The organism is uncultured Erythrobacter sp. (assembly GCF_947502395.1).
Classification (GTDB): domain Bacteria; phylum Pseudomonadota; class Alphaproteobacteria; order Sphingomonadales; family Sphingomonadaceae; genus Erythrobacter.
On sequence record NZ_CANMZM010000003.1, the window covers coordinates 645228 to 659413 of the forward strand.

Here is a 14186-nt window from a genome sequence, read left to right on the forward strand (position 1 = left end):
GTATTAACTGTAACGGACGCATCACGAATGTGTCACACACATCTAACCTTGGGGCGGACGTGTATGGATTACACCCTGAGGTCTGGAGGATTAAGGCCATGAGCATCAATATCGGACCAGCTGCGACGGACGAACTCCGCCCACGGATCACAGTGATCGGAATTGGAGGCGCGGGTGGAAACGCGATCTCCAATATGATCGAGAGTGAGATCGAGGGCGTTGAGTTTCTGGTTGCCAATACGGACGCACAGGCGCTCAGCACTTCTCCGGCAGAGACCCGCATTCAACTCGGTCCGGATATCACTGGCGGCCTTGGTGCTGGTGCGCGTCCCGAAGTGGGTAAGGCAGCGGCGGAAGAAACTGTCTCCCAGATCGAAGAGGCGCTCGAAGGCGTCAACATGGTCTTTATCGCAGCCGGAATGGGCGGCGGCACCGGTACAGGCGCAGCGCCCGTTATTGCGGAAGCTGCGCGGCGCAAAGGCGTGCTCACCGTTGGCGTAGTGACCAAGCCCTTCCTGTTCGAAGGTACACGCCGCATGCGTGCAGCCGAAGCTGGCATTGCCGAGCTTCAAGAACACGTCGACACGCTGATTGTAATTCCAAACCAGAACCTGTTCCTTGTCGCCAAGCCAGAGACGACCTTCAAGCAGGCGTTCCAACTGGCTGATGAAGTGCTCCAGCAGGGAGTACGCTCGATCACCGATCTGATCGTCAATCCGGGGCTGATCAATCTCGACTTTGCTGACATCCGCGCTGTGATGAGCGAAATGGGTAAAGCGATGATGGGCACAGGCGAGGGCGAGGGTGAAAACCGCGCACTTAACGCCGCCGAACAAGCCATCGCCAACCCGTTGCTCGACGGTGTGAGCATGCAGGGCGCGCGCGGTGTGATCATTTCGATCATCGGCGGCGAAGATATGACGTTAATGGAGCTCGACGAAGCGGCCAACTACATTCGTGATTTGGTCGATGAAGACGCAAACATCATCTGGGGCAGTGCGTTTAACCCAGACATGGACCAGAAAATCCGCATTTCTGTTGTCGCTACAGGCATTGAACATGCCGCGGGTGCGGAAGCTCCGCGCGCTGTGCCGGCTGCCTTCACAGCCTCACGTCCTCCCAAGCGGCCAGTGCTCGACCTGGTTGGTGAATGCGAAGCTAGCGATGATGCGGCTGAAAAAACGGCTTCTGAATCGCAGGAAGTGCCAACACAAATGGCTTCGCGCATTCCGGCGGTTCCCAGCTCGGCTGCGGGTTTTTCTGAGCCAGAGGCGGAGGAACCAAAGGCATCCGAAGATTCAGAATCAGAACCGTTTGATCTCTCCGGCATGCAGGCTGGGGATGACATGGGCGATTCGGGCGATGACGTTGATGAGATTATCGACCCATTAGCTGGATTGCGCGGTGCCGACGATGAGGACGCGGATTTGATCGTTGGCGGCGGCGACGAAACACTCGACCTAGGCGCTGAATTCCAAGAGGAAGCGGCGCCCGAGGAGGGAACTTCCGTACAGTGGGCGGCCGCTCAAGACTCGACCGACAAATCTGGCGGCGATGATCTTCTTGCTGATGCGGACCGCCTTGCTGAGCGCAATGAGCCAGTTGAAGCCAAGAACGGTGACAGCTCAGTTGATTCCGCACCATCTGGCAGTGATTCAGGCGGCGGCAATTCTGGTGGCGATGGAAATGGTGGTTCTGGCGCGGGTGCGACACTGTTTGAGCGCATGGCCAATCTCTCACGCTCTTCAACCTCTTCTGACGATGAGGAAGATGACGATGATGATGGAGATGACGCGCCCGCCTTGTCGATTCCGCGTTTCCTCGGACGTCAAAACAACCAGTAATGACGAGCGACTGTGTGGTACCCGGTACCTCAGTCCATCGGCTGAGCGATACCATTTGTCTTGATCGCGCCGCGTGATAAGTGAACAGGGCTTTTCGAAGTTCTCCTTCTCCTGTTAACGCCGGTTCCCGTGACACGTTCTCTTACACCTGTTTTTGGCAGTGCCTTTGTTGCCTCGCTGGCTTTGCTATCGTCTCCCACCGTCCACGCGCAAAACTCGACTTCGCGCGAGGTGGTGCAGCCTCTGCCATCTTCCGAAGTGCAAAGGCTCAACCGCGCTCTGTTGGAGCTAGCCCGGAGCCCAAGAAGCGTTCCAGCTCTTCTCGAAGCAGGAGATGCGTCACTCGCAGTCCAAGACCTTGACGCCGCGATTGGCTTTTATGGGAGCGCCGCCGAGTTGGATCCGTCGGACTCGCGCATCAAACTTGGATTGGCGCGCGTGTATCTGCGCTCGGGACGACCGGTAGAGGCGCTTCCGCTCTTGGAAGAGGCACAAAACGCGGGTGCTGCGCGGAGCGATGTTCTGGGCCCGCGCGCCTTGGCCTATGACTTGGTCGGAGATCAGGAGGCGGCACAATCAGCTTACGCTGCCGCGCTTGAGCTCAGCCCGCAAGACGATGAATTGCGCCGCCGCCTTGCCATCAGCCAGGCGATTTCGGGCAATTCGGCCGGATTTCAGGAAACGCTTGCCCCGCTCCTTGAGGCGCGCGATGTAGCGGCATTCCGCGCCCGCGCTTTTGGCCTTGCGATTCTTGGCGAGCAGGAGCGTGCGGAAGGCATCGTCAACAGCGTCATGCCGCCCGATCTGGCGGCACGGATCAATCCGTATCTGGCCTATATGCCGCGACTGACCCCTGCTCAGCAAGCGGCTGCTGCCAATCTGGGCATCTTCCCACGTGCTGCAGATATTGGCCGCGAAGATCCGCGCATCGCTCGTTTTGCTCGTGAGGGCGCAAGTGGGTCTTTGTTGGAGCCCGTAGGTGAACCGCTGGGTGCCCCAGTATCGGAAGTGCCACCCGAGCCAACGCAAACCGTTCAAGACGCAAGTCTCCCTCAAGTTGCGACCCGCGAGACTGGTCAGCCAACAGGAGCAGCCGCACCAGAAACGAGCTCAACTCAGCCTTCCAGCAGCGTTGTCGATGCGTTTGCTGATTTGAGCGGTGCGGAGATGCCGGAAGCGGGACGACCGCAAGATGCGGTCAATATCGCTGAGCTCGATGTTCCGCGCGAGGCGGCGCCGGAACCAGCTGAACCCGAACATCCTCGCCGCATCTGGGTACAACTTGCCACTGGCCGAGATGTAGATGCGCTGGGATTTGACTGGCGACGTTTTTCGCGCCGAGCCCCTGATTTGCTCGGTACCTTTGAGCCGCACGTGACGCCATGGGGTCAAGCCAACCGCTTGCTCGCAGGGCCGCTTGAAAACAACCGTGAAGCGCGTCGTCTGGTCAACGCTTTGAGCGAGAAGGGCATTGAGACTTTCACATTCACAAGCCCAGAAGGTACTGAAATTAAAGTACTTAACTGATATTTTACATTCTTCCCCGGCTTTCTGTGCACAGGGTTTGAACAAGGCAGAGCGGTTCTCCCCAAGACTTGGGGCTGCGGCGGATTGCCAAGTGGGTGTGCGTGCGTGCATTTGTCCATTCGATGCAAAGAAAACCCCCTCTTCCCCTAACCCACGTCATGCGCGCATTTGGATGTCGCCTGTGAGACCTCGCGAACCAGAATTCATCTCTGACGATGATGCGGCACCGATTGAGATGCTCGCCGCTCTTTTTGAAGCGCGCGGATGGGAAAGCGAGGTCGTTTCCGAAGACGAACTTGTCGGAGAGGTTCAGGGCAGCTGGGCAAAATATCAGCTGCGTGCGATCTGGCGGGCAGCGGACAATGTGCTGCAGTTTCTATGTTTGCCCGACATTCGAGTGACTTCCGAAAAGAAACACAGCGCGTATGAGCTCTTAAGTCTCGTCAACGAACAGGTTTGGCTAGGGCACTTTGACATTTGGTCACAAGGTGATGTGCTGATTTATCGACATGGAGCGCTTTTGGGTGATGATGGCATGCTCTCAATCCAGCAGGCACAATCCCTGGTTGAGAATGCCATTGATGAATGCGATCGCTTCTATCCGGCGTTCCAATTCGTACTGTGGGGTGACAAAAGCCCGCGAGCGGCGCTTGATGCGGCGATGGTTGACGCAGCGGGTGAGGCCTGACCATTTTGGGCCCATCAGCCCGGCGCAATTGAAAGGGCTATCATGGGACAGATCAATCACCTTCTGATTATTGGCTGCGGCAATATGGGCGGAGCAATGCTTGCTGGATGGCTTGCGGCTGGCCTCGATCCGGCGCGTTTTTCGATCCTTGATCCGGCGCTTGAAAGTGCTCCTGATGGTGTCGCGCTTTACCGGGATGTGGCACAAGCCGAGGCGACCGGAGGGCACGATGCTGTCCTTTTGGGCTTCAAACCACAGCAGTTGAGTGCGCTCGCTCCGGGGCTCCAAAGCCTTACGGGTGAGGGTGTTGCGGTCTATTCACTGCTTGCAGGGCTGACTCTCGCACAGCTTGAGAGGGCATTCCCAAACGCCCCTGCGCACATTCGGGTGATGCCTAATCTCGTGGCCCGCATAAACAAGTCACCGATCATATTGATTGAAACGGGTCTCTCGGCTGTTGGGCGTGAAAATGCCTTTGTTCATTTCGATCAACTTGGCACAGCGATCTGGCTTGAGAATGAGGCAAAGTTTGACCTGGTGACGGCGCTAGCGGGGTCAGGACCTGGTTTTGTCTATCGCTTTATCGACGCTCTTGCTGAAGCAGGGCGAAGCCTGGGACTCGACGCAGACCAAGCAACTTCGCTTGCTCTGGCCACCGTTGATGGTGCGTCATCATTGGCCGCAAACGCCGAGGTTGCTCCGGGCACGCTCGCTGATCAAGTCGCAAGCCCTGGCGGGATGACCCGCGAAGGATTAAACGTGCTGGACGACGACAAGGCGCTTGTAGAGTTGCTCACCAAAACCCTAAAAGCCACTGCAGAGCGGGGCACTCAACTATCTGCGAGTGCAGATTGATACGCTTTGTTAATTATTAATCGGCCAAATATGAACAACATTCGTCGAATTGGTACTGGTTTCGCTTGAAAACCGCTCGCAAACTGCCAATATTGTGACGTAGAAGGCGCGTATCTCCGCGCTACCATTGGAGACAAAAGGGATCCAAAATGTCTGATTGGAAAGACACGCAGCAATCTCGTTCTGCTTTCGGCTCTGTGCCGCGAGCAGGCGGTGATGTTGCAGGACGCGAAACCTATGATGAAGGTCTGCGTTCCTACATGCTCTCAATTTACAACTACATGGCCTCGGCTGTGTTGCTGACCGGTATCGTTGCGGCGGGCGCCGCGGCAACGGGTCTCGCTTATGCGTTTGCAAGCGGTCCGCTGATGTGGATTGTGTCGCTCGCACCGCTAGGCTTCATCCTTGCGATGAGCTTTGGTCTGCACAAGATGAGTTACGGCACGCTCCAAATCGTGTTTTGGGCATTCGCAACCGTAATGGGTCTGTCAATGTCGACGATCTTCCTGGTGTTCACCGGGGAGTCCATCGCAGTAACCTTCTTCGCAACCGCTGCGGCTTTCACTGGGCTTTCGCTGTTTGGCTACACTACCAAGAAAGACCTGTCGGGCTTCGGCACTTTCTTGATCATGGGTGTGATTGGTCTAATCGTTGCAAGCATCGCCAACATGTTCATTGGTTCGGGCCCGTTGGCTTTCGTGATCAGCGGCCTTGGCGTGCTGATCTTCGCAGGTCTTACCGCCTACGACACTCAACGCCTGAAGAACGATTATCAGTACCTGCGCGGCACGGAGTTCATGGGTAAGGCCGTGATTATGGGCGCAACCAGCCTCTATCTCGACTTCGTGAACATGTTCATGTTCCTGCTCAACTTCCTGGGCAGCCGCGAATAGTGGCCTAACCCAGCACATATTTGTCGAAACACCGGAATGCCCGGAGCCCTACCATAGGCTCCGGGCATTTCTTTTGGCATAGCAAGGCGCGATTAATAGGGGGTTTGGCAAGCTCGTTTGAGCCCAAGTGCATTGAACTCGCGGTGCTGACAGAGCATTATGTCGTGGGTGCTATAAAAGACGGGCAAGGGACAATAACAAAGATATGAAAAAAAAGACCTCCACTTCCGAACTGGCGAAGACAGTCTGTTCACCTGTAAAGATCACCATGGTTGCCGCTGCCGTCTCACTTTTGGGAGCCTGTACAACACCAGCACCTTTGCCTCCTCCTCCGCCGCCCCCTCCTGCTCCGGTGGCGGAGCGTATCCCATATCGTCCATTGCCTCCTGGCGGTGCATCCTATGTGATGCAGATGCCAGAAAAGGATCAATACGGGCAGAGAATGACGATCATCAGCGGCGTTTCAGATGACGAGCAAGTCTGGCACTTCCGTTCTGCCTGGAACGTTGCTGCCTTGAATTGCACAGCGCCACAATATCAACCTATCCTTACTGCTTACAGCGCCTATATCAGCGACCATGCTCGCGGCCTCAAACGCGTTAATGACCGGATTGAGCGCAATTATCGCAACAAAATGGGTGCAAGGCGCGCCGGAATCCTTGAGCGCGAGGAGCGCATGACGGCGGTTTACAACTATTTTGCTCTTCCGCCCGCACGTGCTGGATTTTGCCGCGCGGCTCTTGACGTATCGAACCGAGCTCTTGCGGCACCGCCAAGCGATCCTGTTGCATTCGCCAATGAGAATTTTGATCTACTCACCGCCCCGTTCGAGGCCTTCTTCTCTGATTACGAGCAGTATCAGAATCTTTCTGCGCGCTGGGATGCAGAATATGGCGACCGTTACGGTGCTTCCCAGCCCGGCTGGGTTGCGGTTCAAGAAGCCAGGAGGAACGGTGTGGTCGTGCCGAGCGCGGAAAGCGATCCCGCTTCGACGCTTGCTGAACCGACCTCTGCGGTAGGAGCTGTGTCCGACCACGCGACAGGTGCAGATGTTCCTGTCGTCCCGGTCGAAGAGAATTTCGTTTCGCAGCCCGTCACACAACCAGTCGTTAGCGATGCGCAGGGAAGTGGGTCAAGCTAGGCTGATCCTGCGACGGTCCGATCGGCTTGTCCCGTAGGCCTTATCGGCCTAATGGGAGCCTGTTGTCAGCCCGAGGGGCAGATGCTCTTCGGGTTTTCGAGGCTTTTCTCACATGCACTTTCTTGATCAGGCCAAAGTTTATTTGCAATCGGGCGCGGGCGGACCGGGCGCGGTCTCTTTCCGGCGCGAGAAATACATCGAATATGGCGGCCCGGATGGCGGCAATGGCGGCAAGGGTGGTGATATCGTTCTTGAGGCCGTGGCCGGCCTCAACACGCTGATCGACTTTCGCTATTCGCAGCATTTCAAGGCCAAGCGCGGCGCACATGGTCAAGGAAAGGACAAGACAGGTGCCAGCGCCAAGGATCTCGTGATCGCGGTGCCCGTGGGCACCCAGGTTCTGTCTGAAGATAAGGAAGAGGTGCTCGCCGATTTCACCGAGGTGGGTCAGCGCGAAATCTTCCTGGAAGGTGGAATGGGCGGGCGCGGCAATGCGTCTTACAAAAGCTCCACTAATCGCGCGCCGCGCCAGCATCAGCCGGGCGAACCTTCTGAAGAAATGTGGGTTTGGTTGCGTCTGAAATTGCTTGCCGACGTGGGGCTGGTGGGTCTTCCCAATGCAGGTAAGTCGACCTTTATCAACGCAGTTTCGAACGCGGGCGCTAAGGTTGGACATTATGCCTTTACCACCCTCATTCCTAAGCTTGGCGTGGTGCGTCACAAAGGGCGCGAGTTTGTTCTTGCGGACATTCCGGGCCTGATTGAGGGTGCGGCGGATGGCGCAGGTATTGGTGACCGTTTCTTGGGCCATATCGAGCGTTGCAGAGTGCTCATCCATCTGATCGATATCGCGGGCGAAGATCCGGTTGAAGCCATGCGTGTCGTGCGCGAAGAACTTGCGGCCTACGGTGCTGAACTTGAAGACAAGCCGCAACTGGTGGCACTGAACAAGCTGGACTTGGCAGATGCTGAATTGGCTGAGGCCTTCTCCGAAGAACTCCTCAGAGCCGGTGCGGACAAGGTCTTTACCGTATCAGGTGCAAGCGGGGAGGGGATTGAGGGACTGCTCGACGCAGTGCTTGCGTACCTGCCCGAACGCACTTCGACTGAGACCAAAGCTGTAGAGGTGGAGGAAACGGCTGAGGACGGCGGCGAATGGTCGCCGATCTAAAGCTAATGGCAACAGAGTCATTAAGTGATATTTCTAGGGCCAAGCGACTGGTCCTCAAAGTCGGCAGCGCGCTTTTGGTGCGCGATGGAAAGCCGGACACCGCTCTGATAAGATCGCTTGCCAAGGACTTGGCACAGCTTCGCCTAACCGGTGCTCAGATTATTGTTGTAAGTTCAGGCGCAATTGCTCTGGGGGCATCACGCTTGGGGCTTCCTAAAGGCGGGCGTGCGAGCCTTTCAGATGCGCAAGCGGCGGCTTCGGTTGGGCAAGTGGCGCTCGCCCAGCTTTGGGCCGATGTGCTGGGTGAGCATGATCTGGTGGCGGCACAAATGCTCGTCACATTGGACGATCTCGAAGACCGCCGCCGCTATCTCAATGCGGCTGCCACGCTGGACCGCCTGTTGGAAGCGGGCGCGGTGCCAGTGGTGAATGAAAACGACAGCGTTGCGACAGAAGAAATCCGTTTTGGCGACAATGACCGGCTCGCCGCCCGTGTGGCGCAGGCGGGCAATGCCGATGCGGTGCTGCTGCTTTCGGATGTCGACGGGCTTTATGACAAGCCACCCAACGAAGAGGGTGCGGTTCTGATTGAACGGGTCGAGGGCGTCACACCCGAAATCATCGCTATGGCGACCAGCGACAGTTCGTCAGGCATGGGTTCGGGCGGTATGCTTTCCAAGCTTCAGGCCGCTCGCATTGCTGAGCGTGCCGGGATTGCTTTGGCGATTATCAACGGCACTGAGCCGTCGCCCATCACCCGCGCGGTTGAGGCGAACCGGGGTACGATCTTTCTGCCCGTGCGCAGCGACAATGCGCGCAAGAGCTGGCTAGGCGGACGATTGGCACTGGAAGGCGTGCTGACGGTGGATGCGGGCTGTGTGAGCGCTCTCCAAGATGGGGCGAGCTTGCTTGCTGCTGGCCTTACAGAGGTCGAAGGTGAGTTTGCACGTGGCGCTTTGGTCAGCCTTCACGGTCCCAAGGGCGAACGGCTGGGGCAGGGACTTGTCGAGTATTCTTCTGAAGAATGCCGGGCTATTCTGGGCCTTCAAGGTGGTGAACAAGAGGCAAAGCTAGGCTATGCCCCGCGTGCTGCTGTCGTCCACCGTGATCATATGGTGCATGAATGAGATTGGGCGAATGACTAAAGTAGCAATCACCGGAGCCACTGGATTTGTCGGCAAGGCAACGCTCGATGTCGTTTTGCACAAAGCGATGAAGGTTCGCGCGCTGACGCGCCGTCCTGCTGCGCCCCGCGATGGGGTGGAGTGGGTTTCGGGGGCGCTCGACACCGCCTCTTCTTTGGAAGAGCTCGTCCAAGGTTGTGACGCGGTGATCCATATCGCGGGGCTCACCAACACGCCAAATCCAGGGCGGTTTGAAGCGGCGAATGTCACTGGCACTGCCAACATGCTCAACGCTGCGCAGAATGCGGGACTAGAACGCTTTGTTTTCGTCTCGTCACTATCGGCGCGCAAGCCCGATCTCTCAGCCTATGGCGCCTCTAAGGCTCGCGCGGAGAAGCTGGTGGAGGATAGTGGCCTCAACTGGACCATTGTGCGCCCCCCCGGAGTCTATGGTCCGGGCGACAAGGATTATCTCGACCTCTTCAAAGCGGCCAAACTGGGCGTTGTCCCGGTTCCGCCTGAAGGCGCAAGCTCGCTTATCCATGTTGAGGATCTGGCGCGACTTTTGGTGGCGCTCGTGCCTGCCGATCCTAAGACAAAGGGGCAGATGTATGAGCCATGGGATGACAACGCCTATGGTTATACTCACAAGGAACTGGCCAAGATGATCGGCGAGGCAGTGGGCAACCCCCATGCGATAGCCGCGCCGCTTCCTCCTGCCATCATGCAATGGGGCGCAAAGCTCGATGGATTCCTTCGCGGCGGCAAGGCGAAGCTCACCGAAGACCGTGTCGGCTATATGCTCCACAAGGATTGGGTGTGCGACCTGCGCAAAGCCCCGCCGATTTCGGTTTGGCAAGCGGTTTGGGACGGCGAAGCGGGCATGAAGATGACGGCTGAATGGTACAAAAGCCAAGGCTGGCTTTAACGACGAGCGCGCGCCTTAAAGGAACGGTTCCTCGCCCGGCTTATGGATGCCGCATTCGGTCTTGTCCCAGCCTTTCCAGCGGCCTGAACGTGGGTCCTCTCCGGGCGCGACCTTGTGGGTGCATGGTTCGCAGCCAATGCTTGGGAAACCGCGCGCGACCAGTGGGTGGCGGGGGAGGTTATGCTCTTCGAGGTAAGCGGCGATATCTTCGGCCGACCAATCGATCAGCGGGTTGATCTTGAGGCGACCAGCTGCATCGGAGGTGTCCACCTCAAAACGGGGCAGGTTTGCGCGGGTTGCTGATTGAAAACTCTTGCGACCGGTGACGCTTGCATCGAACTTGGCAAGCGCCTTTTCCAGCGGCTTTACCTTGCGAATTTCGCAGCAACCATCAGGGTCGTAGGACCAGCGAAGGCCCGTTTCATCCTTTTTGGCAAGGTCCGCCTCATCAGGCGTCAGCACTTGCAAATTGGTGAGGCCAAGGCGCTCCACCACCGCATCGCGATATTCGATTGTTTCGGCAAAATGCTTTCCGGTTTCAAGGAAGAGCACTGGGATATTGCGGTCAACTTCGGCCAGAAGGTGAAGCAAAACAACGCTTTCTGCACCAAAGCTGGAGACAGTGGCAACATCGCCAGCCAAAGATCCCTCGATCACCCCCTTGAGCATTTCCTGCGTTGAAGAGCCGCGGAACATGCGATTGAGGCGCACGGCATCGTGCTCGGTAAAGCGGGGGGACACATCGAGAGTGTCGATCTTCCGCTCTTCCATGGCGGCGGGGGATTCTTGCTTGGTCATGGTTCAGCCTCCGTGCCGGATTTGGGGGATTGTCTGGCGGCCATCGATTGTTGCCTGATATACGTTTTCCCAAGTGGCAAAGGCGCGCTTCGCGTCTTCTTCATTGAGGGGTTTGTCGGGCGCAAAGGCGTCAAAACCGCAACGGCGCATGTGGCTGAGTTGGTCGATCCCAACATCGCCCACCGCGCGCAGTTCGCCGGTGAAACCTGCTTCGCGCAGGATGCGGGCTGAGGAATAGCCGCGTCCATCACCAAAGGCGGGAAAGTTGACCTCGATCAGGGCAAGACGATCAAGGAAGGGCAACAGCACACGCGCATCATCGCCTGGTTCAATCCGGACGGCGGTCGCATTGGTCTGATCACAGCAGGAATCGACGGTGACAGCGGCGTGGTCCACCATCTCGTCATTGCGGAAGCGGAATTGCACCTCATCCGGGCTTTTGCCGAGTGCGTTATCCATAAAGCGCCTCCTTAAACGGGGCCATGCCGATGCGGCGGTATGTGTCGAGGAAACGTTCTTCGCCCTCGCGTTGATCGAGATAGACGTCGGTCACTTTGTCGACGGCTTCGATTACACCGTCTTCGGTGAAGCCAGGTCCGGTGATCTTGGCGAGCGAAGTGTCTTCTGCCTCAGAGCCACCGAGGGACAACTGGTAGTTTTCCAGACCCTTCTTATCGACACCCAGAATGCCGATGTGCCCTGCGTGGTGATGCCCGCAGGCGTTGATGCAGCCGGAGATCTTGAGCTTCAATTCGCCTAGCTTTTCAGTCTTGCCCGATGCATCGAAACGCTCAGAGATACGCTGTGCCAGCGGGATTGAACGCGCATTGGCGAGCGCGCAATAATCGAGGCCGGGGCACGCGATCATGTCTTCGATGGTGTCGAGGTTGGGCGAACCTAGGCCAGCGGCCTCAAGCTCAGTCCAAAGCGCGTGGAGATCACCGATCTTCACATGCGGTAGCACCACGTTTTGCGTGTGCATGATGCGCAATTCGTCAAAGCTATACTGCTTGGCGAGCTTCGCCATCAGACGCATTTGATCGCCCGTCGCATCACCTGGAATGCCGCCAACGGGCTTCAATGAGATCACCGCGCTGACATAGCTGTCATGCTTGTGGCGATTGGTGTTGCGATCCACCCACAGAGCAAAATCGGGATCCGAACGGTCCACCTGCTTGGGGCCGTCTTCAAATGCTGGATCGGCGAAGAATGGCTTTATACGCGCGATTTCTTCAAGCGGGGGCTCAACGCCTTGCTCGAGCATATGCGCAAACTCTTCTTCGACCTGACGGACGTATTCGTCGCGGCCCAGCTCATGGACGAGGATTTTGATGCGCGCTTTGTACTTATTGTCGCGGCGGCCATAGCGGTTGTAGACGCGCAAACACGCCTCAGCATAAGTGATCAGCTGATCCAGCGGCACAAACTCGCGGATCATCGGTGCGATCATCGGGGTGCGGCCCATGCCGCCACCGGCATAGAAACGCGCGCCGATCTCGCCCGTCTCATTCTTCACAATCTGCACGCCAATATCGTGAAGGCGCATGGCCGCGCGGTCTTTCTCAGACGCGATCACGCAGATTTTGAACTTGCGCGGGAGGTAAGTGAACTCCGGATGGAAACTCGACCATTGGCGCATAAGCTCGGCATAGGGACGCGGGTCTACCAGCTCATCGTGGCTCGCGCCTGCGAAGTGATCGGATGAGATGTTGCGGATGCAATTGCCGCTTGTTTGGATTGCATGCATCTCAACCTTGGCGAGGTCTGCCAAGATGTCGGCGGTGTCTTCTAGCTTGATCCAATTGTATTGCAGGTTCTGACGGGTGGTGAAGTGGCCATAGCCGCGGTCATATTTGTCCGCGATATCGCCCAGCACGCTCATCTGCTCACTGTTCAAAGTGCCATAGGGGATGGCAACGCGCAGCATATAGGCGTGAAGTTGCAGATAGAGCCCGTTCATCAAGCGCAGCGGCTTGAACTCGTCCTCTGAAAGCGAACCTTCAAGGCGCCGGCGGGCTTGGTCGCGGAATTCCTCGACACGCGCATCGACCATCGCTTGGTCATATGAATCGTATTTATACATTCAGATAATCCAATCCAAAGCTTCGGGGTCTTTGGGTTTGAGAGTGAGGTCAGGCCGCACCGTGGGGCCAAGGGCGCGGATGCGGTCCTTGATATGGGCCGGGCGCACACTGCCATCGGCCTCGCGGGCAGCGTCGATCACGTAGGGCACATTGACGCGAAGGGCGGCTTCTTCTGCGGCGAGCACTTGCTCGGCCGTTTCGCCCGCGTCGGCGGCTGCATCGACATGGCGCGACCAGCCTTCGCCGGTCCACCAGATGACATCGCCGGTTTTCAGATCGTTTCCGGTGAGCACTCTCATTGATGCGTCTCCACTACAATTTGCGCCAAATGCGCGTCTTCGCGCGCCGTCACGTCACCTATGACGATAATGGCTGGGGACTTGATCTTGTGGTCCGAAACGAGGTTAGGGAGACCGGCCAATGGTCCGCGCACAACGCGCATCTCCTTGCGTGCGGCATTCTCGACCACAGCAACGGGAACATCGGGGGTGAGGCCGTCAGTCATAAGCTTTTCAGCGATCTGAGGCGCGGTTTTGACCCCCATATATATCACCAACGTGCGCCCTTTGCCCGCAAGGCCCGACCAATCCTGATCGGAGAGCCCTTTGCACTGGCCCGCAACAAAGCTGACAATGCTGGCTGCGTCGCGGTGGGTAAGGGGGATGCCCGTGGCCGCCGCCATGCCATTGGCCGCAGAAATACCCGGCACAATCTCAACCTTCACGCCGTGAGCCTTGGCAAGTTCGGCTTCTTCGCCGCCGCGCCCAAAGATCAGCGGGTCACCGCCTTTAAGGCGCACTACATCCTGACCATTTTGCGCCAAACGTACGAGCAGCAGGTTGATGTCATCCTGCGGTAAAGTGTGCCGGGCGCGCTTCTTCGCAACCGAGATAAGCCGTGCATCAGGGCGTGTCATGGCCATGACCTCAGGGCTGATGAGGCCATCGTGGACAATCACCTCAGCGCTCTCGATCAAGCGCGCCGCGCGCAGGGTCAAAAGGTCGGGATCACCCGGGCCAGCACCCACAAGAAAGATGGTTCCAGTTTCCATGCCAACCAAATGGCTGGGACATGGAGCGAGTTCCAGCGAGAATGGATTGGGGCGAGCGAAGGAAAGCTTTCGCCCGTAAATT

14 protein-coding genes are annotated in these 14186 nt (G+C 57.5%); 9 read left to right on the forward strand and 5 right to left on the reverse strand.

The window, feature by feature from the left end:
- The first annotated feature begins 98 nt into the window (after positions 1–98).
- The 9 genes from ftsZ (at position 99) to Q0778_RS14330 (ending at position 10171) form a co-directional block, all read left to right on the forward strand.
- Positions 99–1844 (forward strand): cell division protein FtsZ, encoded by a 1746-nt coding sequence (gene ftsZ, locus Q0778_RS14290; RefSeq protein ID WP_298301721.1) that lies wholly within the window; start codon positions 99–101, stop codon positions 1842–1844.
- 129 nt (positions 1845–1973) lie between these two features.
- Positions 1974–3371, forward strand: a complete 1398-nt coding sequence (locus Q0778_RS14295; protein WP_298336979.1) for a tetratricopeptide repeat protein — start codon at positions 1974–1976, stop codon at positions 3369–3371.
- A 172-nt stretch (positions 3372–3543) separates the two neighbouring features.
- The gene (locus Q0778_RS14300) at positions 3544–4059 is read left to right on the forward strand and encodes a YbjN domain-containing protein (RefSeq protein WP_298301725.1); all 516 of its coding nucleotides are present in this window, start codon (positions 3544–3546) and stop codon (positions 4057–4059) included.
- A 42-nt stretch (positions 4060–4101) separates the two neighbouring features.
- The gene (locus Q0778_RS14305) at positions 4102–4914 is read left to right on the forward strand and encodes a pyrroline-5-carboxylate reductase dimerization domain-containing protein (protein ID WP_298336981.1); all 813 of its coding nucleotides are present in this window, start codon (positions 4102–4104) and stop codon (positions 4912–4914) included.
- Positions 4915–5063: 149 nt separating this feature from the next.
- Entirely contained in the window at positions 5064–5807 is a 744-nt protein-coding gene (locus tag Q0778_RS14310) for a Bax inhibitor-1/YccA family protein (RefSeq protein WP_298301729.1), read from the forward strand.
- A 205-nt stretch (positions 5808–6012) separates the two neighbouring features.
- On the forward strand, positions 6013–6948 hold the full coding sequence (locus Q0778_RS14315) for a hypothetical protein (protein WP_298336983.1): 936 nt from the start codon (positions 6013–6015) through the stop codon (positions 6946–6948).
- 112 nt (positions 6949–7060) lie between these two features.
- Positions 7061–8119 (forward strand): GTPase ObgE, encoded by a 1059-nt coding sequence (gene obgE, locus Q0778_RS14320; RefSeq protein WP_298336985.1) that lies wholly within the window; start codon positions 7061–7063, stop codon positions 8117–8119.
- 5 nt (positions 8120–8124) lie between these two features.
- Positions 8125–9246, forward strand: a complete 1122-nt coding sequence (proB, locus tag Q0778_RS14325; protein WP_298336987.1) for a glutamate 5-kinase — start codon at positions 8125–8127, stop codon at positions 9244–9246.
- A gap of 10 nt (positions 9247–9256) precedes the next feature.
- Positions 9257–10171 carry an NAD(P)H-binding protein gene (locus Q0778_RS14330; RefSeq protein ID WP_298301737.1) on the forward strand — a complete coding sequence of 305 codons (915 nt, stop codon included), beginning with the start codon at positions 9257–9259 and terminating at the stop codon, positions 10169–10171.
- Positions 10172–10186: 15 nt separating this feature from the next.
- Here the strand turns inward: Q0778_RS14330 and Q0778_RS14335 are convergent, their stop codons facing one another.
- From Q0778_RS14335 to cobA, 5 genes are read right to left on the reverse strand one after another with little or no spacing between them, the layout of a single operon-like run.
- Positions 10187–10969: a phosphoadenylyl-sulfate reductase gene (locus Q0778_RS14335; protein ID WP_298336989.1), complete on the reverse strand. Its 783-nt coding sequence runs from the start codon at positions 10967–10969 to the stop codon at positions 10187–10189.
- Positions 10970–10972: 3 nt separating this feature from the next.
- The gene (locus Q0778_RS14340) at positions 10973–11428 is read right to left on the reverse strand and encodes a DUF934 domain-containing protein (RefSeq protein ID WP_298301742.1); all 456 of its coding nucleotides are present in this window, start codon (positions 11426–11428) and stop codon (positions 10973–10975) included.
- Positions 11421–13052 (reverse strand): nitrite/sulfite reductase, encoded by a 1632-nt coding sequence (locus Q0778_RS14345; RefSeq protein WP_298336991.1) that lies wholly within the window; start codon positions 13050–13052, stop codon positions 11421–11423. The genes Q0778_RS14340 and Q0778_RS14345 overlap by 8 nt, the downstream gene beginning before the upstream one ends.
- Positions 13053–13352: a DUF2849 domain-containing protein gene (locus Q0778_RS14350; RefSeq protein WP_298301746.1), complete on the reverse strand. Its 300-nt coding sequence runs from the start codon at positions 13350–13352 to the stop codon at positions 13053–13055. It lies immediately after the preceding gene.
- Complete coding sequence (cobA, locus tag Q0778_RS14355; RefSeq protein WP_298336993.1) at positions 13349–14104, reverse strand: uroporphyrinogen-III C-methyltransferase; 756 nt, start codon at positions 14102–14104, stop codon at positions 13349–13351. Before cobA ends, Q0778_RS14350 begins: the two co-directional genes overlap by 4 nt.
- Positions 14105–14186 lie beyond the last annotated feature (82 nt).

What these genes read in the sequence shown, in the direction of transcription:
- ftsZ (WP_298301721.1), top strand. Translation starts at nt 99, where the DNA reads ATGAGCATCAATATCGGACCAGCTGCGACGGACGAACTCCGCCCACGG.
- Q0778_RS14300 (WP_298301725.1), top strand. Translation starts at nt 3,544, where the DNA reads ATGTCGCCTGTGAGACCTCGCGAACCAGAATTCATCTCTGACGATGAT.
- Q0778_RS14305 (WP_298336981.1), top strand. Translation starts at nt 4,102, where the DNA reads ATGGGACAGATCAATCACCTTCTGATTATTGGCTGCGGCAATATGGGC.
- Q0778_RS14310 (WP_298301729.1), top strand. Translation starts at nt 5,064, where the DNA reads ATGTCTGATTGGAAAGACACGCAGCAATCTCGTTCTGCTTTCGGCTCT.
- Q0778_RS14315 (WP_298336983.1), top strand. Translation starts at nt 6,013, where the DNA reads ATGAAAAAAAAGACCTCCACTTCCGAACTGGCGAAGACAGTCTGTTCA.
- obgE (WP_298336985.1), top strand. Translation starts at nt 7,061, where the DNA reads ATGCACTTTCTTGATCAGGCCAAAGTTTATTTGCAATCGGGCGCGGGC.
- proB (WP_298336987.1), top strand. Translation starts at nt 8,125, where the DNA reads ATGGCAACAGAGTCATTAAGTGATATTTCTAGGGCCAAGCGACTGGTC.
- Q0778_RS14330 (WP_298301737.1), top strand. Translation starts at nt 9,257, where the DNA reads ATGACTAAAGTAGCAATCACCGGAGCCACTGGATTTGTCGGCAAGGCA.
- Q0778_RS14335 (WP_298336989.1), bottom strand. Translation starts at nt 10,969, where the DNA reads ATGACCAAGCAAGAATCCCCCGCCGCCATGGAAGAGCGGAAGATCGAC.
- Q0778_RS14340 (WP_298301742.1), bottom strand. Translation starts at nt 11,428, where the DNA reads ATGGATAACGCACTCGGCAAAAGCCCGGATGAGGTGCAATTCCGCTTC.
- Q0778_RS14345 (WP_298336991.1), bottom strand. Translation starts at nt 13,052, where the DNA reads ATGTATAAATACGATTCATATGACCAAGCGATGGTCGATGCGCGTGTC.
- Q0778_RS14350 (WP_298301746.1), bottom strand. Translation starts at nt 13,352, where the DNA reads ATGAGAGTGCTCACCGGAAACGATCTGAAAACCGGCGATGTCATCTGG.
- cobA (WP_298336993.1), bottom strand. Translation starts at nt 14,104, where the DNA reads ATGGAAACTGGAACCATCTTTCTTGTGGGTGCTGGCCCGGGTGATCCC.